Origin of the sequence: Aequorivita sinensis, assembly GCF_006346335.1 — a bacterium.
Classification (GTDB): domain Bacteria; phylum Bacteroidota; class Bacteroidia; order Flavobacteriales; family Flavobacteriaceae; genus Aequorivita; species Aequorivita sinensis.
The window spans coordinates 138,632-161,544 of sequence record NZ_VDMC01000003.1 but is presented as its reverse complement, the minus strand read 5'-3'; the positions used below and the strand labels follow the sequence as shown (position 1 = coordinate 161,544).

23 protein-coding genes are annotated in these 22,913 nt (G+C 34.8%); 7 read left to right on the top strand and 16 right to left on the bottom strand.

Annotation, left to right across the window (positions count from 1 at the left end):
- Nucleotides 1-31: 31 nt before the first annotated feature.
- Together FHP04_RS06465 and FHP04_RS06460 are read right to left on the bottom strand one after the other, a co-directional pair.
- Nucleotides 32-883, bottom strand: a complete 852-nt coding sequence (locus FHP04_RS06465) for a universal stress protein (RefSeq protein WP_139855197.1) — start codon at nucleotides 881-883, stop codon at nucleotides 32-34.
- Between the two features lie 154 nt (nucleotides 884-1,037).
- The gene (locus tag FHP04_RS06460) at nucleotides 1,038-1,670 is read right to left on the bottom strand and encodes a YceI family protein (RefSeq protein ID WP_139855195.1); all 633 of its coding nucleotides are present in this window, start codon (nucleotides 1,668-1,670) and stop codon (nucleotides 1,038-1,040) included.
- Between the two features lie 128 nt (nucleotides 1,671-1,798).
- Here FHP04_RS06460 and FHP04_RS06455 point away from each other — a divergent pair, with 128 nt between their 5' ends.
- Nucleotides 1,799-2,569, top strand: coding sequence for a patatin-like phospholipase family protein (locus FHP04_RS06455; protein WP_139855193.1), 771 nt, complete (start codon nucleotides 1,799-1,801; stop codon nucleotides 2,567-2,569).
- On the opposite strand, the gene FHP04_RS06450 is transcribed toward FHP04_RS06455, so the two are convergent.
- The 5 genes from FHP04_RS06450 to FHP04_RS06430 form a co-directional block, all read right to left on the bottom strand.
- Nucleotides 2,570-3,334 (bottom strand): exodeoxyribonuclease III, encoded by a 765-nt coding sequence (locus FHP04_RS06450; RefSeq protein ID WP_139855191.1) that lies wholly within the window; start codon nucleotides 3,332-3,334, stop codon nucleotides 2,570-2,572.
- Nucleotides 3,335-3,517: 183 nt separating this feature from the next.
- Nucleotides 3,518-4,096 carry an outer membrane beta-barrel protein gene (locus tag FHP04_RS06445; RefSeq protein ID WP_139855189.1) on the bottom strand — a complete coding sequence of 193 codons (579 nt, stop codon included), beginning with the start codon at nucleotides 4,094-4,096 and terminating at the stop codon, nucleotides 3,518-3,520.
- 115 nt (nucleotides 4,097-4,211) lie between these two features.
- The gene (locus tag FHP04_RS06440) at nucleotides 4,212-5,753 is read right to left on the bottom strand and encodes an acyl-CoA carboxylase subunit beta (protein ID WP_139855187.1); all 1,542 of its coding nucleotides are present in this window, start codon (nucleotides 5,751-5,753) and stop codon (nucleotides 4,212-4,214) included.
- An 81-nt stretch (nucleotides 5,754-5,834) separates the two neighbouring features.
- Nucleotides 5,835-7,274 carry an acetyl-CoA carboxylase biotin carboxylase subunit gene (gene accC, locus FHP04_RS06435; protein WP_139855294.1) on the bottom strand — a complete coding sequence of 480 codons (1,440 nt, stop codon included), beginning with the start codon at nucleotides 7,272-7,274 and terminating at the stop codon, nucleotides 5,835-5,837.
- Nucleotides 7,270-7,764 (bottom strand): biotin/lipoyl-containing protein, encoded by a 495-nt coding sequence (locus FHP04_RS06430; RefSeq protein WP_139855185.1) that lies wholly within the window; start codon nucleotides 7,762-7,764, stop codon nucleotides 7,270-7,272. The genes accC and FHP04_RS06430 overlap by 5 nt, the downstream gene beginning before the upstream one ends.
- Nucleotides 7,765-7,880: 116 nt before the next feature.
- Between FHP04_RS06430 and FHP04_RS06425 the strand changes: the two genes are divergently transcribed.
- Nucleotides 7,881-8,999 carry a PQQ-dependent sugar dehydrogenase gene (locus tag FHP04_RS06425; protein WP_139855183.1) on the top strand — a complete coding sequence of 373 codons (1,119 nt, stop codon included), beginning with the start codon at nucleotides 7,881-7,883 and terminating at the stop codon, nucleotides 8,997-8,999.
- A gap of 151 nt (nucleotides 9,000-9,150) precedes the next feature.
- On the opposite strand, the gene lepB is transcribed toward FHP04_RS06425, so the two are convergent.
- From lepB to FHP04_RS06395, 6 genes are all read right to left on the bottom strand, one after another.
- The gene (gene lepB / locus FHP04_RS06420) at nucleotides 9,151-10,710 is read right to left on the bottom strand and encodes a signal peptidase I (protein ID WP_139855181.1); all 1,560 of its coding nucleotides are present in this window, start codon (nucleotides 10,708-10,710) and stop codon (nucleotides 9,151-9,153) included.
- A gap of 123 nt (nucleotides 10,711-10,833) precedes the next feature.
- A complete protein-coding gene (gene dapB, locus FHP04_RS06415) occupies nucleotides 10,834-11,544 on the bottom strand; it encodes a 4-hydroxy-tetrahydrodipicolinate reductase (RefSeq protein ID WP_139855179.1) in 711 nt (236 codons plus the stop codon).
- A 27-nt stretch (nucleotides 11,545-11,571) separates the two neighbouring features.
- Nucleotides 11,572-12,150, bottom strand: coding sequence for a DUF5683 domain-containing protein (locus FHP04_RS06410; protein WP_139855177.1), 579 nt, complete (start codon nucleotides 12,148-12,150; stop codon nucleotides 11,572-11,574).
- Nucleotides 12,140-13,039, bottom strand: a complete 900-nt coding sequence (locus tag FHP04_RS06405; protein ID WP_139855175.1) for a ParB/RepB/Spo0J family partition protein — start codon at nucleotides 13,037-13,039, stop codon at nucleotides 12,140-12,142. Before FHP04_RS06405 ends, FHP04_RS06410 begins: the two co-directional genes overlap by 11 nt.
- Nucleotides 13,040-13,810, bottom strand: a complete 771-nt coding sequence (locus tag FHP04_RS06400; protein WP_139855173.1) for a ParA family protein — start codon at nucleotides 13,808-13,810, stop codon at nucleotides 13,040-13,042. It abuts the gene before it with no gap.
- Nucleotides 13,811-14,000: 190 nt separating this feature from the next.
- Complete coding sequence (locus FHP04_RS06395) at nucleotides 14,001-14,885, bottom strand: SDR family oxidoreductase (RefSeq protein WP_139855171.1); 885 nt, start codon at nucleotides 14,883-14,885, stop codon at nucleotides 14,001-14,003.
- Nucleotides 14,886-15,064: 179 nt separating this feature from the next.
- Here FHP04_RS06395 and FHP04_RS06390 point away from each other — a divergent pair, with 179 nt between their 5' ends.
- Nucleotides 15,065-15,691 carry an SDR family oxidoreductase gene (locus FHP04_RS06390; RefSeq protein ID WP_139855170.1) on the top strand — a complete coding sequence of 209 codons (627 nt, stop codon included), beginning with the start codon at nucleotides 15,065-15,067 and terminating at the stop codon, nucleotides 15,689-15,691.
- 69 nt (nucleotides 15,692-15,760) lie between these two features.
- On the opposite strand, the gene FHP04_RS06385 is transcribed toward FHP04_RS06390, so the two are convergent.
- Nucleotides 15,761-16,444: a 2'-5' RNA ligase family protein gene (locus FHP04_RS06385; protein WP_139855169.1), complete on the bottom strand. Its 684-nt coding sequence runs from the start codon at nucleotides 16,442-16,444 to the stop codon at nucleotides 15,761-15,763.
- A gap of 173 nt (nucleotides 16,445-16,617) precedes the next feature.
- On the opposite strand from FHP04_RS06385, the gene pheT reads away from it, so the two are divergent.
- Nucleotides 16,618-19,044 (top strand): phenylalanine--tRNA ligase subunit beta, encoded by a 2,427-nt coding sequence (pheT, locus tag FHP04_RS06380; RefSeq protein WP_139855168.1) that lies wholly within the window; start codon nucleotides 16,618-16,620, stop codon nucleotides 19,042-19,044.
- 18 nt (nucleotides 19,045-19,062) lie between these two features.
- Here pheT and FHP04_RS06375 read toward each other — a convergent pair whose 3' ends face one another.
- On the bottom strand, nucleotides 19,063-19,641 hold the full coding sequence (locus tag FHP04_RS06375; protein ID WP_139855167.1) for a fasciclin domain-containing protein: 579 nt from the start codon (nucleotides 19,639-19,641) through the stop codon (nucleotides 19,063-19,065).
- A gap of 153 nt (nucleotides 19,642-19,794) precedes the next feature.
- On the opposite strand from FHP04_RS06375, the gene FHP04_RS06370 reads away from it, so the two are divergent.
- The 3 genes from FHP04_RS06370 to FHP04_RS06360 all read left to right on the top strand — a co-directional run bounded on the left by FHP04_RS06370 (nucleotide 19,795) and on the right by FHP04_RS06360 (nucleotide 21,115).
- Entirely contained in the window at nucleotides 19,795-20,514 is a 720-nt protein-coding gene (locus tag FHP04_RS06370; RefSeq protein WP_317129556.1) for a hypothetical protein, read from the top strand.
- A gap of 126 nt (nucleotides 20,515-20,640) precedes the next feature.
- Nucleotides 20,641-20,883: a putative signal transducing protein gene (locus tag FHP04_RS06365; RefSeq protein WP_139855166.1), complete on the top strand. Its 243-nt coding sequence runs from the start codon at nucleotides 20,641-20,643 to the stop codon at nucleotides 20,881-20,883.
- A 1-nt stretch (nucleotide 20,884) separates the two neighbouring features.
- Nucleotides 20,885-21,115, top strand: a complete 231-nt coding sequence (locus tag FHP04_RS06360) for a DUF2007 domain-containing protein (RefSeq protein ID WP_139855165.1) — start codon at nucleotides 20,885-20,887, stop codon at nucleotides 21,113-21,115.
- A gap of 95 nt (nucleotides 21,116-21,210) precedes the next feature.
- Here FHP04_RS06360 and FHP04_RS06355 read toward each other — a convergent pair whose 3' ends face one another.
- Nucleotides 21,211-22,836 carry an ABC-F family ATP-binding cassette domain-containing protein gene (locus tag FHP04_RS06355; protein ID WP_139855164.1) on the bottom strand — a complete coding sequence of 542 codons (1,626 nt, stop codon included), beginning with the start codon at nucleotides 22,834-22,836 and terminating at the stop codon, nucleotides 21,211-21,213.
- Between the last annotated feature and the right edge of the window lie 77 nt (nucleotides 22,837-22,913).

Here is a 22,913-nt window from a genome sequence, read left to right as displayed (position 1 = left end):
TTGTTTTGAATTATTTCCTTTAATAGAACTATTAATTAGTAAACTCAATTGAAGGTATAACCATTATTGGCATGTTTGTATGGTATACCATTTGTCTAATTACAGGCTTAAAAAGTAAGTTTTCAAAAAAGGAATGTTTATTTTGAATCATCACTAAAAAATCAATTCTTTGCTTTATTTGAAATTGCTCAATAGCTTTTACTAAGTCCACATCTTCAGCGGTATGAAAATCGTGAGGGTTATTTTTAAAAAACTCTCCAAATTGATTTTTTACATTTTCTTGTGCCTTACTCAACGGCTGCCCCAAGTATATATTTAAAATATTGAGTCGGGAGTTATGCAGTTCGCAAATAGACTTTAGCAAGTTTAAATTTTCATTTTGCATTGAGAATTTAAAATCTGAAGGAAATAAAATCTCCTTGGGCTCCTTAAAAGTATAGTTATCAGGGACAGCGATTACAGTACAGTGTACTTTTTTTATGGTAAACATTGTATTTGTACCTAAAAAAACCTCTTTTGCACCAGTGGCTCCCTTAGTTCCCATTATGATTAGATCAATATTTCGATCTTTAACAACCGCTTTTATTTCATCCGTCAACAAATTGAAGGATGACAGTCTTTTAAAGGAATGATTAGAGTTATCATATTTCTCCCTTAGTTTCTCTTCTAATTCTAGCAATCCACTTTCAGAGTTTTTTCTGATAATTTCTTCTAACAATAATGAAGAATAACCCTCATTGAATGTAGCCATACTATAGGCTACAGGGGTATACGTATTTAATAGATAAAAAGTACACTCTTTGTTTTTATAAAGTTGTACTGCATATTCTATAGCGTTAAAAGCGTTATCAGAAAAATCTGTCGGGAGTAAAATATTTTTCATTCTATGAAGGTTTAGGTTAATTAGCTCGTTGCAACAAGCTAATTTAACCTATAAACCAAACGTTTACAATGACTTAAATCATATTGAAATGTTTAGAACACTTAGAAATGATAAAAAACTAGGTATATAAATTTTTAAGTTGTCGATAAGCTTACTAATTATTAGTATTCCTTAATGGTATTTTGATTTCCACATCTATCTCTGGCCAAAGTTTTGAAATACCATCAGCCCCCTTAAGGTGTTCCACACATTCCCTCTCTATTCTACTGAGTGCTTCCTCCCCTTTCCATTTTTTTAAATCTAGTTTGGTAAATATTGAAATTGTGTCATTCACCAATGAATATGTGAATGGAATATTTTTTGAGATTTTATTCATTTTTACCCTAACAAAGCCCTTAGACTCATTTACTTTTAAAATAGTTCCATTGATAGTTGAAGTATTAAACGCATCAAAAAAAGAACTTCTTAGTTTAAAATCTCTAATTGCATTCATCGCATCAACACTATGGGTAGGAATCGATATTCTTAATTTGGTTAAGAGATTTTCAACAGAACCAGATTTACTATGTTTTTTAATAGAATAATCATCAAAAGTTCCAGTAACGGCTATTTTGTCTGTAAATTTATAAGCTGTCCAAGCCACAGTTATTCCGGAATCATCAATAACGAAGGATTGATTTTTAGAAATTTCATTTTTGCCTTCCCTTGATTCTTTTGCAGAATTATTACAAGACCAAAACACAGAAATTATAAAAACAAAAACAAGGGACCTTAAAATGAGTTTCATAAACAAATGATTATTAATGTAATACCTACAAATCTAGAAACTTAAAAATTCATTTAATATGACCTAAATCAAGTTTTGTTACTTTTGAATATAATTACTTTGTTAAGTAAATTAATTAAATTGACTAGATGGACAACATAGGTTTAGTACTATCGGGCGGTGGAGCGAGAGGCGCAGCTCATATTGGAGCATTAAAAGCATTTGAAGAATACGGAATTTCTCCAACACACATTTCAGGAACTAGTATTGGCGCTATAGTAGGGGCACTTTATGCCGCCGACGTTCATTGGACTGAGATATTAAAGTTCTTCAAAAACACTTCTATTTTTCACACCAAAAGATTCGCATTTAACAAGCCAGGATTTCTAGATACCGAAAAGTTTTATGACGACCTCAACGTCTATCTCCCAAGGGATAATTTTGACAGCTTACAAAAGCCTTTATACATTACTGCAACAAATGTTTTAAACGGAAAATTAAAGATTTTCAGCAAGGGGCAACTTATAAAACCAGTAATTGCTTCTGCTTCATTCCCAGGGGTTTTTACACCTACAGAAATCAATGGTTCATATTATATCGATGGAGGAATTCTGAACAATTTTCCCGTAGAACCAATAAAAAAGCACTGCGATAAGATTATTGGAGTCTATATCAATTCCCTTAAAAAGATAAGCATAAAAGATTTGAAATACTCTTATAGTGTTGCAGATAGAGCCCTGAAAATTAGGGCTGCTTACGATTCAATAAAAAAGTTCCCAGAATGCGATTTAATTATTTCTCCTGAAGAAATTGGGGAGTTTGCCGTTTTCGGAATGAGCAATACAGACATCATTTTTGAACTAGGATATAACGCCACAATAAAAGCTTTAGAAGAAAATAAAAATCTTTTTAAAAGCTAATTACAGTTTCACTTCAAGCTTAATTGGGCAATGATCGGAACCGTAATATTCTGATAATATTTCAACATTCTCCACTTTTTCTAACAATTGATTACTTACCAAGAAATAATCAATTCGCCAACCAGTATTACGCTCTCTTGCTTTAAAACGATAGCTCCAATATGTATATGCAACTGTATCTGGATTAAAGTGTCTATAGGTATCTACAAATCCTTGGTTGAGCAGGTTATCCATCCCATCAATTTCTATTTGAGTATATCCAGCAGTTTTGTTGTAGTTAGACTTGTCGTTTTTAAGGTCTATCGCTCGATGTGCAACGTTTAAATCGCCACAAAGGATAACAGGTTTTGTTTTTTCTAAAGACTTTAAATAGTTTTTGAAATCTACATCCCATTTCTGTCTGTAATCAAGTCTTACTAACTTCTGACCAGAATTCGGAACGTAAACATTCACCAAAAAGAAGTCTTCAAACTCTGCGCATATTACTCGTCCTTCTTGATCGTGTTCTTCAACTCCCATATCGTAACTAACTGATATAGGTTCTATTTTACTTAAAATAGCAACGCCTGAATATCCTTTTCTTTCTGCAGAATTATAAAATTGGTGATAGTCCTTTAACTGAGATAATGCCTCAGCAACTTCCTCATCCTGAGCTTTAGTTTCCTGAAGACATAGAATATCTGGATTTATTCTGGAGATATCCTCGAAGAAATCTTTTTGAGTTATCGCCCTTACACCGTTAATATTCCAAGAGATTATTTTCATTGCTAATTTTTATTTTTGTAAATATCAGAAAGGAGAAAAGAATATCCAATAAATATGAAGATCAAATTTAACCAAGACAGTTAATATTCGTGAACGAATTTGTAAAGGTAATTCTACCCATAAGATTTTCTTTATCAAAGGCAGTCGATAGGCAATTAAACTATCCGCAAATATTTAAGTCAATCAAAACTTCTTCGCCAAACCAATTCCAAAAGAGAAATAGTTAAGTTTCGTTTCTGTAGAAACATTTTCAACTTCTATATCTGTTGAAAGAGAACGATATCTTAACATTGGTCGCAATGAAATTTTGGAAGCCAACTCATAATCTATCCCTACTGCAAGTTGCCACCCAAACCCATATTCTGTATCTGCAGTTATATCGCCTGCGATATTTTCTAATTCTATGTGATTGTAAATTGCACCAGCTCTCGCCAAATAAGAAAATGAAGAGGTACCAATTTGACGATTAATTTGAAATCCAAAAGTGAACCCTTTTTCTAACAAAGTAATGTCCTCGTGGGTAAAAACATCATCACCTCTAAATTGATTAAAGCCCCAACCTGCATAAAAAGCCAAGTGAGGCATAATTTTATATGCGCCTGTTATCTCAAATCCATACCCGATATCGGCATCAGTATCACCTACATCACTTGTAGGGAAATTTAAACCAGGTCTGAACTCAATAGCCCATTTCTCCTGCGCAATGGTGGGGGTCGAGAATAAAAAAATAACAGACAAAATTAAAAGATAATATCTCCTCATAATTCTAAGATTTAACTTAATTATATCTCCAAATTACTGCGAAAAAAAACCTTTAACTATGACTTAAGTCAGTTAAAGGTTGTTAATCAACTATCTAAATAAATAATAGTAAAAACTACAAAGGAATATTTCCGTGTTTTCTATTGGGTCTCACCACATCTTTAGTTTCTAACATTGTGAATGCTTTTAATAGCTTTCTACGGGTTTCACGAGGTTGAATTACTTCATCTATAAATCCACGTTGTGCAGCTTTAAAAGGGTTTGCAAACTTTTCGGCATATTCGGCTTCTTTTTCTGAAAGTTTCAATTCAGGGTTTTCAGCTGCTGCAATTTCTTTTCTAAAAATAATTTCACTAGCTCCCTTTGCTCCCATTACCGCAATTTCAGCAGTTGGCCAGGCGTAATTCATATCTGCACCAATATGCTTACTATTCATTACGTCATAAGCTCCACCATATGCTTTTCTGGTAATAACAGTTACACGTGGCACTGTTGCTTCACTTAAGGCGTAAAGAAGTTTAGCTCCATTAAGAATAATTCCGTTCCACTCTTGATCGGTTCCTGGAAGGAAGCCTGGAACATCTACTAAAACTAAAAGAGGTATATTAAAACAGTCGCAGAAACGTGTAAATCGCGCTCCTTTTTTAGAGCTATCTACATCTAACACTCCTGCCAAACTCATTGGTTGGTTTGCTACAATTCCGATACTTCTACCACCTAATCTTGCAAATCCAACAATAATATTATCGGCGTAATCTTTATGCACTTCAAAGAAAGAATCGGTATCGATAATTCCCTTAATCACCTCGTGCATATCGTATGGCTTATTTGAAGAATCTGGAACTATATTTTCCAATTCATCTCGATATTCATCAGCAGCTTCAAAAGGAAGTTTTTCTGGAGTTGTTTTATTATTTTGAGGCAGGTAGCTTAAAAGAGTTTTCATCTGTTCTAAACAAACAATATCATTTGCAGCTGTAAAATGCGTTACCCCACTTTTTGTAGCGTGGGTTTTCGCTCCTCCTAATTCTTCTGAAGTAACAGTTTCATTCGTAACAGTTTTCACAACATTCGGACCTGTAACAAACATATAACTACTGTCTTGAACCATCAAAGTGAAATCGGTCATTGCTGGTGAATAAACTGCTCCCCCGGCACATGGTCCCATAATGGCAGAAATTTGAGGGATTACTCCTGAAGCTTGAACGTTTCTGTAGAAAATATCTGCATATCCACCTAAAGAGCGAACCCCTTCTTGAATACGCGCTCCACCAGAATCGTTTAATCCAATAACGGGAGCACCAACACTCATTGCGTGATCCATTATTTTACAGATTTTCTCGGCGTGAGTTTCTGATAAAGCTCCTCCAAAAACAGTAAAATCTTGTGCGAACACATAAACTAAACGTCCGTTAATTGTTCCGTAGCCAGTAACTACACCATCCCCATAATACACTTCTTTTTGCATATCAAAATCGGTGGTTCTATGGGTAACGAGTATGCCCATTTCTTCAAAAGAGCCTTCGTCTAAAAGATATTCTACACGCTCGCGAGCAGTTAATTTCTTTTTTTCGTGTTGTTTTGCAATTCTCTTTTCGCCTCCACCCATCTTGGCTTCAGTTATGAATTCTTGCAGTTTTTTATTATTGTCGCTCATAATTTTTGTAATTGACATCTATGCGAAATCTGGGGCTTCACGGTATTTTTTTACCGCAGAGGCGCAGAGGACGCAGAGACATTACTTCGGTAATTGAAGTTTTTCTGAATCTTTAAAATATTGTTTTAATGCAAATAGTGCCGCCACTTTTGCCTCTTCTTCATTAATAGTCTTAAGCTTGTCTTCGGAATAGTATTTCTTCACAAAATTAGTATCGAAATTTCCACTGCGGAAAGCCTCGTGTTCAAAAACAAATTTTCCAAACGGAAGTGTGGTACTCACACCTTGAACATCGTAATTAGCGATTGCTTCAAGCATACGTTGCATTGCAGCGTTTCTTGTTTTTCCGTAAGTAATAAGCTTAGACAGCATAGGATCGTACTGAATTGGCACTTGCATACCTTCTGTAAATCCATCATCCACACGAATATTCTCACCACTTGGTGGTCGGTAAACTTCTAGTTTTCCAACACTCGGCATAAAATTATTAAGTGGATCTTCGGCATAAACACGAACTTCAAAAGCGTGTCCTTTTATTTTTATATCCTCCTGCGAAAAAGCAAGCTTTTCGTTATTAGCTACATTAATCTGCTGTTCTACTAAGTCGAGACCAGTAATTAATTCGGTAACTGGATGCTCCACTTGTAGGCGGGTATTCATCTCAAGGAAGTAGAAATTTAGATTTTCATCTAAAAGAAATTCCACTGTTCCCGCTCCAACGTAATCACAGGCTTTGGCAACTTTTATAGCCGCTTCTCCCATGGTCTTACGCAATTCTGGAGTAAGAACTGAAGATGGTGCTTCTTCTACAACTTTTTGATGACGTCTTTGAATACTACAATCGCGCTCAAAAAGATGAACTGTATTTCCAAAATTATCAGCTAAAACCTGAATTTCAATATGGCGTGGAGAAGTAACAAACTTTTCAATAAAAACAGAACCGTCGCCAAATGCATTTTCAGCTTCGCTAATAGCGCGTTTCATTTGGTCTTCAAATTCTTCGGCATTCTCAACTACTCGCATTCCTTTTCCACCACCACCGGCAGAAGCTTTTATAAGAATTGGAAATCCAATTTCTCTAGCAATTTGTTTGGCTGCTTCAACATCTGTAATGGCTTCATCGGTACCAGGAACCATAGGAATATCATAAGCTTTTACCGCTTCTTTAGCAGCTAGTTTGCTTCCCATCACACGAATTGCGTGCGACTTTGGCCCGATAAAAATCATTCCACTTTTTTCAACCTTCTCTCCAAACTCAGCGTTTTCACTCAAAAATCCATACCCTGGGTGAATAGCATCAACGTTTAAGTCTTTAGCAACTTTAATGATGTTATCTCCTAATAAATACGATTCGTTTGAAGGAGGTGGGCCGATGCATACGGCTTCATCTGCAAACTTAACGTGTGGAGAGTTTCTATCTGCTTCAGAATAAACTGCAACCGTTTTGATCCCCATATTACGGGCGGTTTTCATAATTCTTAAAGCTATTTCGCCACGGTTGGCAACTAATATTTTCTTAATCATTTTTCTCTAATTCAATTAGCAATTTTCCTTTATCAACCGTATCACCTTTAGCGACATTTACAGTTTTTACAATTCCATCTCGAGAAGCTGTAAGAGTGTTCTCCATCTTCATAGCCTCAAGAACACAAAGGGAATCACCTTTTTTAACTTTATCGCCTTCAGCAACATTAACTTCTAAAATAATCCCCGGCATAGGTGCGTGGATTTCGTCTTCAAAGGAATCATTTCCTAAAGAAAGCCCCATTTCTTTTATAAGCGCATCCAAAGGTGTTCCTACATTAACACGGTAAATATTACCATTTACTTTTACGCTGTAGTTTCTATTAATGAAGTCGTTTTCTAAAAGTTCAATTTCGAAAGATTTGTTGTTGTGAAGTAAATGTATTTTTTGACCAGAAAGTTCGGTTTGGTCTATGTTCTCGGTATCTTTTTTGACAAGTTGGAATTCGTAATTCTCATCCACCGAAACGCTATAGCTTTCTTTCATAATTTTGAAAATTTTGGTTAAAGATAAGGTTTGTTTAGGTTTTCGACCAAAAGGAATTTCCTAAGATTTTAAAAATCACACTCATTTTTGGTATCTTTAAGCTAAAAGAAATAAAAATGAAGAAATACCTAGTTATTTTATCGACCTTTATCGTTTTTACATCTTGTGGACAGCAGAAAAAGAAAGAAGATGTAGCCTTAAAAACAAAACCCCAGACTTATAAAACTGAAATGTTTGTAAGTGACCTTTCAATTCCGTGGGGAATGACTTGGTTGCCTGAAGGCAGTATGCTTATTACTGAAAAAGATGGGAGATTAATACACTTTAAAGATGGCAAGAAAATAGAAATAACAAATATGCCTGCGGTATATGTAAATGGCCAAGGTGGGTTATTAGACATTAAACTACACCCAAATTATAATGAAAACGGGTGGATTTATATGACTTATGCTTCTGAAGAAGGCCCAGGGAAAGGAGGTCATACTGCTTTAATGCGCTGTAAACTGGAAGGTGATTCCTTAACAAATATCGAAATGCTTTATAAAGCCAGCCCAAACTCTTCGGCAGGACAGCATTTTGGTTCCAGGATTGAATTTGATAAAGATGGTTATGTGTATTTCACCATAGGAGAACGAGGAGATAGAGAAGTTAACCCGCAAGACATTACTCGTGATGGAGGTAAAGTTTACCGATTAAAAGACGATGGTAGCATACCTGAAGACAATCCATTTTTCAACGAACCAAATGCTAAAAAGGCAATTTATACTTATGGAAATCGAAATCCACAGGGAATGGCTATTCACCCTGAAACAGGAGAAATATGGATGCACGAGCACGGACCAAAAGGCGGGGATGAAATTAATATTGTGAAGAAGGGTGCAAATTACGGTTGGATGGTAGTTACCTATGGGGTTAATTACAGTGGCACAGAAATCACAGATCAAACTGAAAAAGAAGGAATTGAACCACCTATTTACTATTGGGTACCTTCTATCGCTCCTTCCGGAATGGCATTCGTTACTAGCGAGAAATATCCTGAGTGGAAAAACAAATTACTCGTAGGTTCGTTGAAGTTTGCATATGTTGAACTGCTAACTCTTGATGGAGAAAAAGTAACCAAACGAGAAAAAATAGCTCAGGATATCGGACGAGTTCGAAATGTAAAGATTGGTCCGGATGGACTGATTTATATTGCAGTAGAAGGACAAGGTATTTACAGGTTAATTCCTGAATAAATAAAACCTATTCTCTTTAAAAAACAAAGTCGAGACCAATTTGATAGATCTCGACTTTGTCTTTTTTATTCATCCTAGATATCAGAATGGAGCCTAATATTCCACAATAATTAGTAAGGATTGAAGTTGAAAGGCTCGAACTAAATTGCTTTTACTTTTTAGTTCCTTTCTTTTTCTTTCTAAAGAAATCAAAAGCGAACCAACCTATTACTGCAATTACGAAATACATTAAATAAGACACTGGTTTTCCACTTCCACCTACTGTTGTGAAAACTCTATCCCAACGTACTTTTTTGTTAATTCCATCCCAGCTCATCCATACAAATACTGGTTTTCCTACAACGTGATTATAAGGTACAAAACCCCATGTACGAGCATCCTCACTGTTGTTTCGGTTGTCTCCCATCATCCAATAGTAATCCATCTTGAATGTATAATCGGTTAATGGTTGACCATTTAGAAGAACTTCCGTTCCTGATTGAGTAATTTTATTTTCAATTCCTATTTCGCTTCCTTCATAAACTTCTATAATACGCTTGTAGAATGGAAGAGTTTCTGGATTTATAGAAACTGTTTCTCCTTTCTGAGGAATATAAATTGGTCCGAAGAAATCATTATTCCAAGGATATTTTTGATCGTTTGGAAAAATCCCTGGATCCCACTCTCCTTTTTCACTTCTAAGACGCGTAATTTCAACCACATTTGGGTTGTTTTTTAGCATATTCATAGACTCTTCAGAAATAGCTGCAAAACGATATGTATTATTACCGAATCCATAACGATCGGTAATATCATATCGATTATAAAGCATTTCTGGGTTTAATTGTCCGTTTACCTTAACGTCATACGCAAATTGAACTTTAGCACGGTCTGGAAGTTGGTTTTTCTCTCCATTAATATATACGTAACCATCGCGAATTTCTAGAGAATCTCCAGGGACACCTACAGCACGCTTTACGTAATTCGACTTTTTATCGATTGGCTTGTAGTAATATTTCCCATCACCATACTGCTGAAACGCGTTTACAGTATCTACAGGCCAATTAAATACTACAATGTCATTTCGTTTTATACTCTGAAAACCTGGCAATCTGAAATAAGGTAGTTGTGGTTTTGAAAAATATGATTTTTTATGAACCACAGGAATTGTATCGTGCACCATTGGAAATGCAACAGGCGTCATCGGGTTTCGAGCCCCATAATGAAACTTACTCACAAAAAGAAAGTCACCAACCAATAAGGTTTTTTCTAACGATGAAGTTGGAATTGTGAAAGGTTGCATTACATAAGTATGCACAACTGTTGCAGCTACAACGGCAAATAATATAGAACTCACCCACTCTCCAGTTGAAGTACGCGGTTTTAAGCTTCTATCCTTTATATGCGTAACATCTTGAGTGTAATTTATGTAATAAATGTAAAGCCCTAGAGTAACTATCCCTAAAATTGTATCCGTAGTAGAATTACGTCCAAAACTGCGTAAGGTTTCAACCCAAACTACCGGAAACATAATCAGGTTAACAATGGGAATAAATAATAAAATAGTCCACCACCAAGGGCGATTAATAATTTTCATTAAAACCACAGCATTGTAAACAGGTACTGCTGCTTCCCAAGGTTTTCTACCTGCAGCCTTATAAAGCTTCCAAGTTCCTGCAAAGTGTATTAATTGAACTATTAAAAATAATATAAACCAACCTGTCCAACTCATAATTTGTAATTCGTTAAATTGTAATTCATTTAAACCCCTTATAATCTATACTGCAAAATAATAGGGATAGTATATTTTAATTTTAATTGAAATTGTACTAATACAACTACAATCTCAAAACTGTTAATCCGCATTTGTTAAGCCTAAAACATCCTTCATTGAGAAAACACCTTTTTTATCTTTAAGCCATTCCGCGGCCAAAATAGCACCCTTCGCAAATCCTTCACGGCTATGTGCTTCGTGTTTTAAAGAAATTGTATCAATATTAGATTCATAGGAAACTATGTGGGTTCCTTTTACGTCTTCTTCCCTTTTAGCAGTAATTGATAAAACTTCGTCCGAAGTAGAATCTAGATTCCATTCTTTTTTACTGTTGTATTTTAAAATATTCTCAGCTATTGTTATTGCTGTTCCGCTTGGGGCATCTTTCTTTTCAAGGTGATGCGTTTCTTCAACAGACACATTGTACTCCTTCCATTGAGCCATCAACTTAGCAGCATATTCATTAATGCTAAAGAAAAGATTAACTCCAACACTGAAGTTTGACGCATAAATAAAACTTCCGTTACGCTTTTCGCATAACTTTACCATTTCATCATAACTTTCTAACCAACCTGTAGTTCCTGAAACTATTGGTAAATCTGCTTCTAAAGCGTTTTTAATATTACTTACTGCAGCTTCGGGAGAAGAGAATTCAATAGCAACCTCAGCATCTTCTATATTACCTTCAGAAGATTCCAACCAACTTTTAAAAACAATTGAATGACCACTTTCTAAAGCTAATCTTTCAATAGTTTTCCCCATTTTACCATAACCGAGTAAAGCTATTTTCATAATTTTCTATTCTCTATAAAACACCAACTATTTAAATCGATACGTCAACGACATTCCGTATTGTGGTTTTGCATTAAATTGATTGTAATTTAGGCTAGGTTGTAATGACAGGTCTTCACTCACTTCATATTGTTGTAAATGAGCATCTACGTTTGCATCAATAACATTAAGCAAATAGAAACCTAGAGTTACAATAATACTGTAACTCTTATTTCTTTGTGCTGATTTTTGAGCATTTATAAGTCTATCGTTTGAAATCCCTTGAAATTCATCATCTGTATAGCCTGCAAGTCTTCGCTTATAAGCATCTCTAAAACGATTATAGTCGTCGTCCTGCTGCTTATAAAAATAAACTCCAGCTGCCATTCCAGCATAAATAATAGGGATTTTCCAGTATTTTTTGTTGTAAGCTTGTCCTAATCCAGGGATTACTGCTGAGTAAAATGCAGCTTTAGCTGGAGCCAATGGATTGTATTCAACCTTAGGCCCGAGTGAATCTTTCACTACAATTACTTTTTCTTTCTGTACAGAAAGAGAATCAGCTGTCTGCGCAAACAGTGATGAAGCGAAGATTAAAAAAAAAATATTTAGAAGATTACTTTTCACTTTTAATTAGCTTCAAAATACGCTCGAAATCATCTTGATTTTTAAATGGCACAACCAACTGCCCTTTTCCTGACTTTGAAACCTTAACATCCACAGCAGTTTCGAAAAGATCTGTAAGTTCTTTCTTTGCTTTTTTAGCAAAAGGTGGTGCACTTGGTTTTGATGGAGTAGCTTTTTTATCTGGGTTTTTAAAACTTCTAACTAAAGCTTCTGTTTCACGAACCGATAAGTTCTGACCTAAAATTTTCTCGTAAATATCGAGTTGATCAGATAAATCTTCAACATTAATTAATGCTCTACCGTGGCCCATACTTATAAAGCCATCTCGCATTCCTGTTTGGATTATTGGATCTAGTTTAAGCAAACGCAAATAGTTTGCAATAGTAGATCGGTTTTTTCCAACTCTATCACTCAATTCTTCTTGAGTAACGTCTATTTCTTCAATTAAACGTTGGTATGAAAGTGCTATTTCAATAGGATCTAAGTCTTGTCTTTGGATATTTTCAACCAAAGCCATTTCTAGAGATTCTTGGTCGTTTGCAATACGAATATATGCTGGTATTGTTTCTAAACCAACCAATTTTGAAGCACGGAAACGACGCTCTCCACTTACTAACTGATATTTATTAAAATCTAATTTACGAACAGTAATCGGCTGAATTACACCTAGTTCTTTTATCGATGAAGCAAGTTCACGAAGGGATTCTTCATTAAAACTAGTTCGCGGCTGAAAGGGGTTTACTTCAATACTACCTAACTCCAACTCTACTATGCTACCAACAACTTTGTCGGCATTTTTGTCTTCAACAGATTTTATATCATTGGTAGGATCTTTCAACAGTGCTGAAAGACCACGACCTAATGCTTGCTTTTTTATTGCCTTCGCCATTTATTCCGTTTCGTTTTTTTTGATTAACTCGTTCGCCAAACTTAAATAATTATCCGCTCCTCTACTTGATGCATCGTAACTAATAATACTTTCACCATAACTTGGCGCTTCACTTAAACGCACATTACGCTGAATGATTGTTTCGAAAACCATTTCATCAAAATGCTTTTTCACTTCATCTACCACTTGATTTGATAGACGTAAACGTTGATCGTACATGGTCAACAACAATCCTTCAATATCAAGGTTTACATTGTGAATTTTCTGAACGCTTTTTATAGTGTTCAAAAGTTTTCCTAAACCTTCTAATGCAAAGTATTCGCATTGAATAGGGATAATTACAGAATCTGATGCTGTAAGAGCGTTAAGGGTTAATAACCCTAAAGATGGCGCACAGTCTATAAGTATATAATCGTAATCATCTTTTAAACCTTCAATAGCTTTTTTAAGCATATATTCACGGTTCTCAACATCTACTAATTCAATCTCGATTGCCACCAAATCTATATGCGACGGAATTAAATCTAAATTAGGAGAACTTGTAGATATTATCGCTTCTTTTGCGGTAGCACTATGTTCAAGCAACTGGTAAGTACCTAGTTCTACAGTTTCAACATCAATACCCAATCCTGACGTAGCGTTAGCCTGCGGATCTGCATCTATTAGTAAAACTTTTTTCTCTAAAACGCCTAAAGAGGCCGCTAAATTCACAGAGGTTGTAGTCTTACCAACTCCTCCTTTTTGGTTTGCAATTGCAATTATTTTACCCATTAATTTACTTGAGATTTTAGCAGTTAAAAGTACAATTAATTATGTTGATAGAAAATCATTTTTGTTAACACTAAGTAAACAGACTCTCTATTTGAAAATGCAAAAATAAAAAACACCAAATTCCAAACCTACTTGTTTAACAAGTGAGCTTGGAATTTGACTGTAATCTCGATTATTACCGATTTAAAATTTATTTTTTTGTTTTTTGTGAACGAATCATAGCTTCAAGCATATCCCACATTTGTTGTGGTACTTCCTCAAGCTGATTCATTTGCCCTGCGCCCTTTAACCATTCGCCACCATCAATAACAACAACTTCACCATTGATATATGCAGAGAAATCTGAAACTAAATATGCCGCTAAGTTTGCAAGTTCTTGGTGTTCACCAACTCTCTTAACCGGAACTTTTTTAGCTGGATCGAATTTTTCTTTTAAGTCGCCTGGCAGCAATCTATCCCAAGCCCCCTTTGTAGGGAATGGTCCCGGTGCAATTGCGTTAAAACGAATTCCGTATTTAGCCCATTCAACGGCAAGAGAACGCGTCATAGCCAATACCCCAGCTTTTGCAGTAGCACTTGGAACAACATAAGCAGAACCTGTGAAGGCATAGGTTGTAACAATATTTAAAACCGTTTTATTAGTTTCCTTTTTATCAATCCAATGTTTTCCAAAAGCTAAAGTACAATTTTTGGTTCCTTTAAGAACGATGTCAATAATGGTATCAAAAGCATTCGCTGAAAGTCTTTCGGTTGGAGAAATAAAATTTCCTGCAGCATTATTTAAAAGAACATCCACAGAACCAAACTCTTTTACCGATGCTTCAACCATAGCTTCTACTTCTTCATAGTTCCTAACATCACATTGCACTGGAAGAACTTTTCCACCTGTGGCAGTTTCCAGCTCCGCTTTAACTTTTTGTAACTTTTCAATATTTCTAGAGGTAATTACCACATTAGCACCTAATTCTAGAAAATAGGTTACCATTGCTTTCCCAAGGCCACTTCCGCCTCCAGTTACCACTATTGTTTTTCCTTTTAACGCGTCGTCGCGTAACATTTTTGAAGTATAGTCCATCGAATAATTTGTTTGTAGGTAAAGATAAGAACTAAAGTAATGAATGAAGAATTAGTTAACAAGAATTAGCAGTTGTAAATAACCTTCTAAAGTTAATAAAGCGATAAATGATTGCTTTTAAGGCGTTAAATAATGTGAAATGGCTAGCCTACTAAAAGCATTACTCTTAACTTACAACTATGGAAAAAGTATTAGTAGCAGGTGCAAATGGCACCACAGGAAAAAAGATAATTTCAATTTTAAAACAATCTGATAAATACGAACCTTTTGCTATGGTTCGCAACAAAGAACAAGTTGAACATTTTAAAAAAGATAATGTAAAAACAATACTTGCAGATTTAGAACAAGATGTAAGCGGAACTACTAAAGGAATGGATCGTGTTATTTTTGCAGCTGGTTCTGGTGGAAAAAACGTTAAAGGCGTAGATCAGGAAGGAGCTAAAAAACTTATGGATGTATCTAAAAAAGATGGTATTAAGAAATTCGTAATGCTAAGCTCAATGGGTGCTGATAATCCAGAAGTTTCCTCTGAACTGAAAGACTACCTAAAAGCTAAGCAAAACGCAGACCAACACCTAGTGAATTCAGGACTTGAATACTCAATTGTACGTCCTGGCGCTCTGAACAATAAAGCTGGTAAAGGTAAAATTGTATTAGAAAGCAAACTAAATCAACAAGGTGAAATATCCCGTCAAGATGTGGCTGAAACTTTAGTTGGGTCACTAGAAAGTTCTGTTGCTAGAAATAAAACTTTTGAAATCTTACAAGGTGATACGCAAATTAAATCTGCTTTAGAGAAGATTTAGAATTTAGAATACAAATACTAAAAAGCACGTAATTTACTTTACGTGCTTTTTTTATGAAATTTGGTGAAACTATTCTGAAGTCCACAATAGTTTTTGAGCAGTTCCGTGATCTCCTAATTGATATACAGCTAAGGATGATGGCAAGAATGGTATTGGCTTAAAAACAGTTTCAGATAAGCTATCCAATAAAACTCTTTGAGCTACCCCCAAACTTATGTGTGGGTCAAAATTTTCGTAGCTGTACTTTTCAACAAAATCGGGCACATAATCTACAGTAAATTCACTTATTTCACTTCCATCCGGATTTTGAACAAAAGACTCTTGAGACCCACCTTTAACTATATACGGTTTTACAAGTTCTATCGTTTTTTTATGAAGATTAACTATAGATTCGGTTCTACTATGCCTAATCATTGCAAAACTATCTTCAGTATCACGAGAGTAGTATAAACTTTCGGTATAAATAGTATCATTTTTAATTGTTTCGAAAAGACCTTCAACAGCTTTATTAACTTTCGGCAAATCTTGTTCTTTTATAAAACATTGCAAGAGCGTTATATGCGGAATGTGGTTATCGTCAAGCTTTATCGTTTCAGGATTATTCTGATTGATTAAAGTATTTAATTGAAGTGATTGCGCTTGCATCGCTTCAGAAGGAGTTAACAGCACATCAATTGCAATTATTTTGTCATTCTTAGGAACACAGGATAATACCATTATAGAAGTAGCTATTAAAAATGCGATTTTTTTCATATTTCAAAACTAATATTAATCGATTAGATTTTGATTAGAAAACTGTATCATTTTGATTCCCCACCAACTAAATCTCTTTTTAAAATAATATCGCAAACAATAAACAATTAACTAGACACATAATACGCGAGAATATTATCTTTGCAGACTGTGTAAACTATTTTAACTAGAATATGACAATTTCTTACAACTGGCTAAAGCAATTTATTGATCTTCCTTGGGACGCTGAAAAAACAGCAGAACTATTAACCGACCTTGGTCTTGAAGTGGAGGGAATAGAAGAATTTTCTTCCGTAAAAGGCGGATTAAAAGGTATTGTAGTAGGTCACGTACTTGAATGTGAACAACACTCTAATGCCGATAGATTAAAAGTAACTAAGGTAGATGTTGGTGGCGAAAAGCCTTTACAAATAGTTTGCGGTGCACCAAACGTAGCCGTAGGTCAGAAAGTTCCTGTTGCTACTATTGGCACAACCTTATATGACGCCGAGGATAAACCTTGGGAGATTAAAAAAGGGAAAATTCGCGGAGAATCAAGTGAAGGAATGATTTGCGCAGAAGATGAACTAGGAATAGGAGAATCTCACGATGGAATTATGGTTTTAGACAACGATTTAGTTCCTGGAACTCCTTTGTCTAAAATTTTAGAAGTAGAAAACGATACTATTCTTACAATAGGACTTACTCCAAATCGCGCCGATGCAATGAGCCATTGGGGTGTTGCAAGAGATTTAAAAGCTGGATTGTTACAAAAAGGTATCTCTAAAAAGTTAGACACTCCTTCTACTAGCAGTTTTAAAATAGACAACCGAGTATTAAAAATAGGTGTTCAAGTTGAAGATAGCTCACTTGCTCCAAGATACTGCGGAATTACAATTAGCAATATTAAAGTAGAACCATCTCCAGCTTGGCTTCAAAATAGATTAAAATCTATAGGAGTTGCTCCTATTAACAATGTGGTTGACGTTACTAACTATATTCTCCACGACTTAGGACAGCCACTTCACGCCTTTGATGCTGCGAAAATATCAGGCAATAATGTAGTTGTAAAAACATTACCTGCAGGAACTAAGTTTACAACTCTTGACGGCGTTGAACGCGAACTCCACGAAGAAGATTTAATGATTTGCGACGCTGAAAAACCAATGTGTATTGCAGGGGTTTACGGCGGTTTAGATAGCGGAGTTACCGAAAATACAACAAGTATTTTCTTAGAAAGTGCATATTTCAATCCTGTGAGTGTTCGTAAAACAGCGAAACGCCACGGCTTGAGTACCGATTCATCTTTTAGATTTGAAAGAGGTGTTAACCCAAATATCACCGATTACGCACTGCGTCATGCGGTAATCCTAATAACTCAATTAACTGGCGGTCACGTTTCAAGTGATTTAATAGACATTTATTTAAAGAAAATAGACGACCATCAAGTTGTATTGAATTTTGAAAAAACCAATAGAATTATTGGTGAAGAAATTCCTCAAGAAACCATTAAAGACATTCTTACTTCTTTAGAAATAAAGATTAATAACTTTACTGAAACGGGTATCGGGATGACTATTCCGGCATATAGAAATGATGTAACTCGTGACGTTGATGTTATTGAAGAAATATTGAGAGTTTATGGATACAACAACATAAACTTCACACAAAAATTAAATGCGTCTATTGCCCCTATTACTCCAGGACAAGATTATAGTGTGCAAAATAAAATAGCACAGCAGTTAACGGGGCTTGGTTATAACGAAATGCTTAACAATTCACTTACAACACCTAAATACGGTGGAATGAGTGAAACGGTTAAAGACAACTACAATGTTGAAATGCTAAACCCATTAAGTAGTGATCTTTCAGTTATGCGTCAGTCTATGTTGTTTTCTGGATTAGAAACCATAGCGTATAATGCTAATAGAAAGAATAGCGACTTAAAGCTTTTCGAATTTGGAAAAACATACCATAAATTCCCAGGAGGGCATATAGAAAATAAACACTTAGCATTGTTTATTACTGGTTTTAAAACACAAGGAAATTGGGCTTTACAAGAAGTAAAAACTAATTTCTTCTTCGGAAAAGGAAATGTTTCAGCCATTTTAGAACGACTAGGAATTAATGATTACTCCGAAACTTCTACAGACAACGATATCTTCTCTGAAGGAATTGCTTTTAAAAAGAACAAGTCTACAATTGTGGAATTTGGAATCGTAAAGAAGAAAATCGCTAGTGAACTAGATGTTGATGCAGAGGTGTTTTATGCAGATTTTAATTGGGATGAAGTATTAAAACTAATTCCTTTAAAAACACTTAAGTTCCAACCTATTCCAAAGTACCCAGGATCACAACGTGATTTTGCACTTTTATTAGATGATTCTGTAAGCTTTGGCGACTTGCGTATTGCCGCGTTTAATACTGAGAAAAAAGTATTGAAAGAGGTAACGCTATTCGATGTTTATAAAGATAAAAATCTACCGGAAGGCAAAAAGAGCTATGCATTGTCATTTACTTTTGAAGACAAATCCAAAACATTAACCGACAAACAGGTTGATAAAATAATGGATAAGCTTAAAAGAACATTTGAAAATGACTTCGGCGCAACTCTAAGATAACTGAGTTTTACTTAAAACTTACTCTTCTTCTGTCGGGAAAACTAATCCATCCACAATATGGAAAAATCCGTTTTTGTGATAGAAGTCTGATGCTATAATTGTAGCAGTTCTGTTTTCAGAATCTATAAGTTGTAGGTTGCCATCTTTTTCTCTAATAGCTAGGTTTTGGCCATTTAGAGTAGAAAGGTGTGCTGTTCCGCCATTTTTTAAAACAGCCATTTTTAAACTGTGACTATCCAACCTACCTGGCACTGTAAGATACCTCACTAGAGATTGTGTTATTGATTTATTACTGATAATTGAATCTCTACTCTGTTCTTCAATTTTCATAAAAGCATCATCTACAACAGCAAAAATGGTTACCATTTCCTCTTTTTCAAGTTTTGCCTGCAGCACTTCATCATTCAATATTTCAGAAAAAAATGTAAGCGATTTTGCTTCTGAAATATTATCAATAAAGGATTTTGTTGAGGTAAATGTTATATCATTCCATTTTTTAGAAACTTCTACTTTTTCAGCAGAAAGGTATTTTTGCGCAACAGCGGAAGTAGTTAAATTGATTACCAATAGAAGTAATAAGGCATTTTTGAATGGCATAGCATAATTTTTATAGGTGTAAATATAGCAAATACAACAGCAAGTTTGTGAAAATCAATTTACAGCTATACTGTTTAATAAATTCATAAAGTATTTAAATTATTTGTTTTGATGAAATCTTGTGCTTAAATTTATTCATCCTTAAGCTTCACAATGATGTTTTCAAAAACAAATATCGAACAAAAACTTCGCAATTATCGTTCAAAACGTATTGACGAAAATTCTATAATGGATGAAGTTTATCGTATTTTTTCTAACAACGAAATAGAACGATCTCAAATTGTTTCACGGCTACAAGAAAAATCTAAGGAACAGGAAAATTCATTTTCATTCGATTCTCTAGATGGCAAACGAATTTATCATATAGAAGACATAAAAAAGCTTTGTATAAACTACAGATTGCGTTTTTTAGATTCACATTATTTTAAAGGAGACTTTCCAAAAGAGGCTATTTCAGAAATAAGAAATCTAGAAAAGGAACATAACACTAAACTTAAGAACTTTAAAATTGTTGCTCCTGCTAAGCTTTTAAAGCTAGAAAATGCTGACGACCCACTACTTTTTGCTCCTATGGGGAATGACTATTTTTATTTAATACACAAGTGGGGAAACGATTTACACCCCTTCAGAAAACTTCTGATGTGGCCTTATAAAAGCTTTGAAAACATTGTGTTTACGGTAGTTGTTATTAGCATTCTACTCACAATTTTAGCACCTATAAATATGTTAACCTCAAACCCTAGTATTGGGCTTTATATATTTTTGGCTTTTTACATATTTACAGCACTTGGAGGAATTGTAATTTTCTACGGTTTTTCTAAAGGGAAAAATTTTAACGGCGCTATTTGGAACAGCAAATATTACAACGCTTAAAATCCACTAAATTCTTCTTACTAAAACGGGCATCCATATTTTTGTGAAATTTTTCACACATAGTTTATACTTGAATTTGAAAATAAGTTAGTAATTTGATAATCTAATCCATAAACATATACAACTATGTCAGATAATTCAGAAGAAACAATTCGCATATACACTGGTTCAGATATTATGGCCCAAGCTTTAGTAGAAAGATTAGAGAATGTAGGAATCACTCCTATCCTTCGAGATGACGAACAAAGCGGGGTTATGTTTGGTTCTGGGAGTAAGTTTGACGACCAAGTACGCATCTTTGTTCGTAAGGATGAACTTTCGGTAGCGCAACCTATTGCAGATGCTTTTATTGAAGAAACAAAAGAATAACATGGCGAACACAACAAGAATTTATACCGGTCCAACACTTATTGCAAAAGGATTAGTTGCACGATTAAATGAAATAGGAATTAGTCCTATAGAAAGAAACGATCATGACAGTAGCTTAAGAGCTGGACTTACTATGGGTATTGCAAATCAAACCATGGTTTTTATCCGAAAAGATGAAGAGCAGAAAGCACAACCTATAATTGATGAGTTTCTAAAAGATATTGAAGAGTAACAGGATTATTTAAAAATAGCTTACAATTTAAGAAAACAAAAAAAGCGGTCTAACTTTTATAGTTAGACCGCTTTTTTGTTGTTAAGAGTATTTAATTAAGCTTCAACAGCATACATTTTATCTCTTAATTCCTTAATTTTCTTATCGCTCATATACTCATCAAAGTTCATATATCTGTCTATTGCTCCATTTGGAGTAAGTTCGATTATACGAGTACCAACAGTTCTAGCAAATTCGTGATCATGAGTAGTAAGAAGAACAGTTCCTTTAAAGTTTTTAAGTGAGTTGTTAAACGCAGTAATCGACTCTAGGTCTAAGTGATTTGTAGGCTCATCAAGCATTAATACGTTTGCACGCATCATCATCATTCTACTAAGCATACAACGTACTTTTTCACCTCCAGAAAGCACATTACTCTTTTTCAAAGCTTCTTCTCCACTGAACAACATTTTTCCAAGGAAACCTCTTAAAAACACTTCTTCGCGTTCTTCTTCAGTTTTTGCATATTGACGTAACCAATCTACTAATGACAGGTTATTTTTGAAGAATGCATCGTTATCTAAAGGCAAATAACTTTGATTTGTAGTAACACCCCACTGGAAAGCACCACTATCAGCTTTCATATTATCATTTAATATCTCATAAAATGCTGTTGCTGCACGAGAATCTTTTGAGTAGATAACTACTTTATCCCCTTTAGCTAAGTTAATATCCACATCTTTAAAAAGCACTTCCCCATCAATAGATGCCGAAAGGTTTTCTACATTTAATATTTGATCTCCTGCTTCGCGTTCGCGTTCAAAAATAATTGCTGGATAACGACGGCTAGAAGGTCTGATATCTTCAATATTTAATTTTTCAATCATTTTCTTACGAGAAGTTGCTTGCTTACTTTTTGCAACGTTCGCACTAAATCGCTGAATAAATTCTTGAAGTTCTTTCTTTTTCTCCTCTGCCTTTTTATTTTGTTGAGCACGTTGGCGTGCAGCTAGCTGGCTACTTTCGTACCAAAACGTGTAGTTACCGCTGTAATGGTTTATTTTTCCAAAATCGATATCACTAATATGGGTACAAACAGCATCTAGGAAGTGACGGTCGTGAGATACTACAATCACACAGTTGTCGTAATTTGCTAGGAAACCTTCAAGCCAACTAATTGTTTCGTAATCTAAGTCGTTTGTAGGCTCATCCATAATAAGCACATCTGGATTCCCAAAAAGTGCTTGCGCAAGAAGTACACGTACTTTTTGTTTACCATCAAGATCCTTCATTAATGTATAGTGTAGACTTTCATCTATACCTAAGTTTGAAAGCATTGCTGCAGCATCACTATCTGCATTCCAACCATTCATTTCTTCAAAGGCAACTTGAAGTTCGCCAATTTTTTCGGCATTCTCGTCTGTGTAATCTTCGTAAAGCTTATCTATCTGAGTTTTTATTGAAAACAACTCTTTGTTTCCTCGTACAACTGTCTCAAGTACGGTAAATTCATCATACGCGTTGTGGTTCTGTTCTAGAACCGACATACGTTTTCCTTTTTCTAAATGTACATGTCCCGAAGTAGGCTCCTGTTTTCCTGAAAGGATTTTCAAGAAAGTAGATTTACCCGCACCATTGGCACCGATAATTCCGTAAATATTCCCTGTGGTAAATTGTGTATTTACATCATCAAATAAAATACGTTTACCAAATTGAACCGAAAGATTTGAAACTGAAAGCATAAAATTCTGTATTTTGCGCAAAAGTAGCTAATTAAGCAACACCCTGAAAAATATTAAAGCTTTAAAAACCCTTTTAA

Excerpts from the sequence above, each read along its gene's own strand:
- FHP04_RS06450 (WP_139855191.1), bottom strand. The coding sequence starts at position 3,334 with ATGAAAATAATCTCTTGGAATATTAACGGTGTAAGGGCGATAACTCAA.
- FHP04_RS06375 (WP_139855167.1), bottom strand. The coding sequence starts at position 19,641 with ATGCCATTCAAAAATGCCTTATTACTTCTATTGGTAATCAATTTAACT.
- FHP04_RS06370 (WP_317129556.1), top strand. The coding sequence starts at position 19,795 with ATGATGTTTTCAAAAACAAATATCGAACAAAAACTTCGCAATTATCGT.
- FHP04_RS06430 (WP_139855185.1), bottom strand. The coding sequence starts at position 7,764 with ATGAAAGAAAGCTATAGCGTTTCGGTGGATGAGAATTACGAATTCCAA.
- FHP04_RS06440 (WP_139855187.1), bottom strand. The coding sequence starts at position 5,753 with ATGAGCGACAATAATAAAAAACTGCAAGAATTCATAACTGAAGCCAAG.
- FHP04_RS06455 (WP_139855193.1), top strand. The coding sequence starts at position 1,799 with ATGGACAACATAGGTTTAGTACTATCGGGCGGTGGAGCGAGAGGCGCA.
- FHP04_RS06355 (WP_139855164.1), bottom strand. The coding sequence starts at position 22,836 with ATGCTTTCAGTTTCAAATCTTTCGGTTCAATTTGGTAAACGTATTTTA.
- FHP04_RS06395 (WP_139855171.1), bottom strand. The coding sequence starts at position 14,885 with ATGGACTATACTTCAAAAATGTTACGCGACGACGCGTTAAAAGGAAAA.
- FHP04_RS06390 (WP_139855170.1), top strand. The coding sequence starts at position 15,065 with ATGGAAAAAGTATTAGTAGCAGGTGCAAATGGCACCACAGGAAAAAAG.
- lepB (WP_139855181.1), bottom strand. The coding sequence starts at position 10,710 with ATGAGTTGGACAGGTTGGTTTATATTATTTTTAATAGTTCAATTAATA.
- FHP04_RS06385 (WP_139855169.1), bottom strand. The coding sequence starts at position 16,444 with ATGAAAAAAATCGCATTTTTAATAGCTACTTCTATAATGGTATTATCC.
- FHP04_RS06400 (WP_139855173.1), bottom strand. The coding sequence starts at position 13,810 with ATGGGTAAAATAATTGCAATTGCAAACCAAAAAGGAGGAGTTGGTAAG.
- pheT (WP_139855168.1), top strand. The coding sequence starts at position 16,618 with ATGACAATTTCTTACAACTGGCTAAAGCAATTTATTGATCTTCCTTGG.
- FHP04_RS06460 (WP_139855195.1), bottom strand. The coding sequence starts at position 1,670 with ATGAAACTCATTTTAAGGTCCCTTGTTTTTGTTTTTATAATTTCTGTG.
- FHP04_RS06465 (WP_139855197.1), bottom strand. The coding sequence starts at position 883 with ATGAAAAATATTTTACTCCCGACAGATTTTTCTGATAACGCTTTTAAC.
- FHP04_RS06405 (WP_139855175.1), bottom strand. The coding sequence starts at position 13,039 with ATGGCGAAGGCAATAAAAAAGCAAGCATTAGGTCGTGGTCTTTCAGCA.
- FHP04_RS06425 (WP_139855183.1), top strand. The coding sequence starts at position 7,881 with ATGAAGAAATACCTAGTTATTTTATCGACCTTTATCGTTTTTACATCT.
- FHP04_RS06360 (WP_139855165.1), top strand. The coding sequence starts at position 20,885 with ATGGCGAACACAACAAGAATTTATACCGGTCCAACACTTATTGCAAAA.
- dapB (WP_139855179.1), bottom strand. The coding sequence starts at position 11,544 with ATGAAAATAGCTTTACTCGGTTATGGTAAAATGGGGAAAACTATTGAA.
- FHP04_RS06365 (WP_139855166.1), top strand. The coding sequence starts at position 20,641 with ATGTCAGATAATTCAGAAGAAACAATTCGCATATACACTGGTTCAGAT.
- FHP04_RS06445 (WP_139855189.1), bottom strand. The coding sequence starts at position 4,096 with ATGAGGAGATATTATCTTTTAATTTTGTCTGTTATTTTTTTATTCTCG.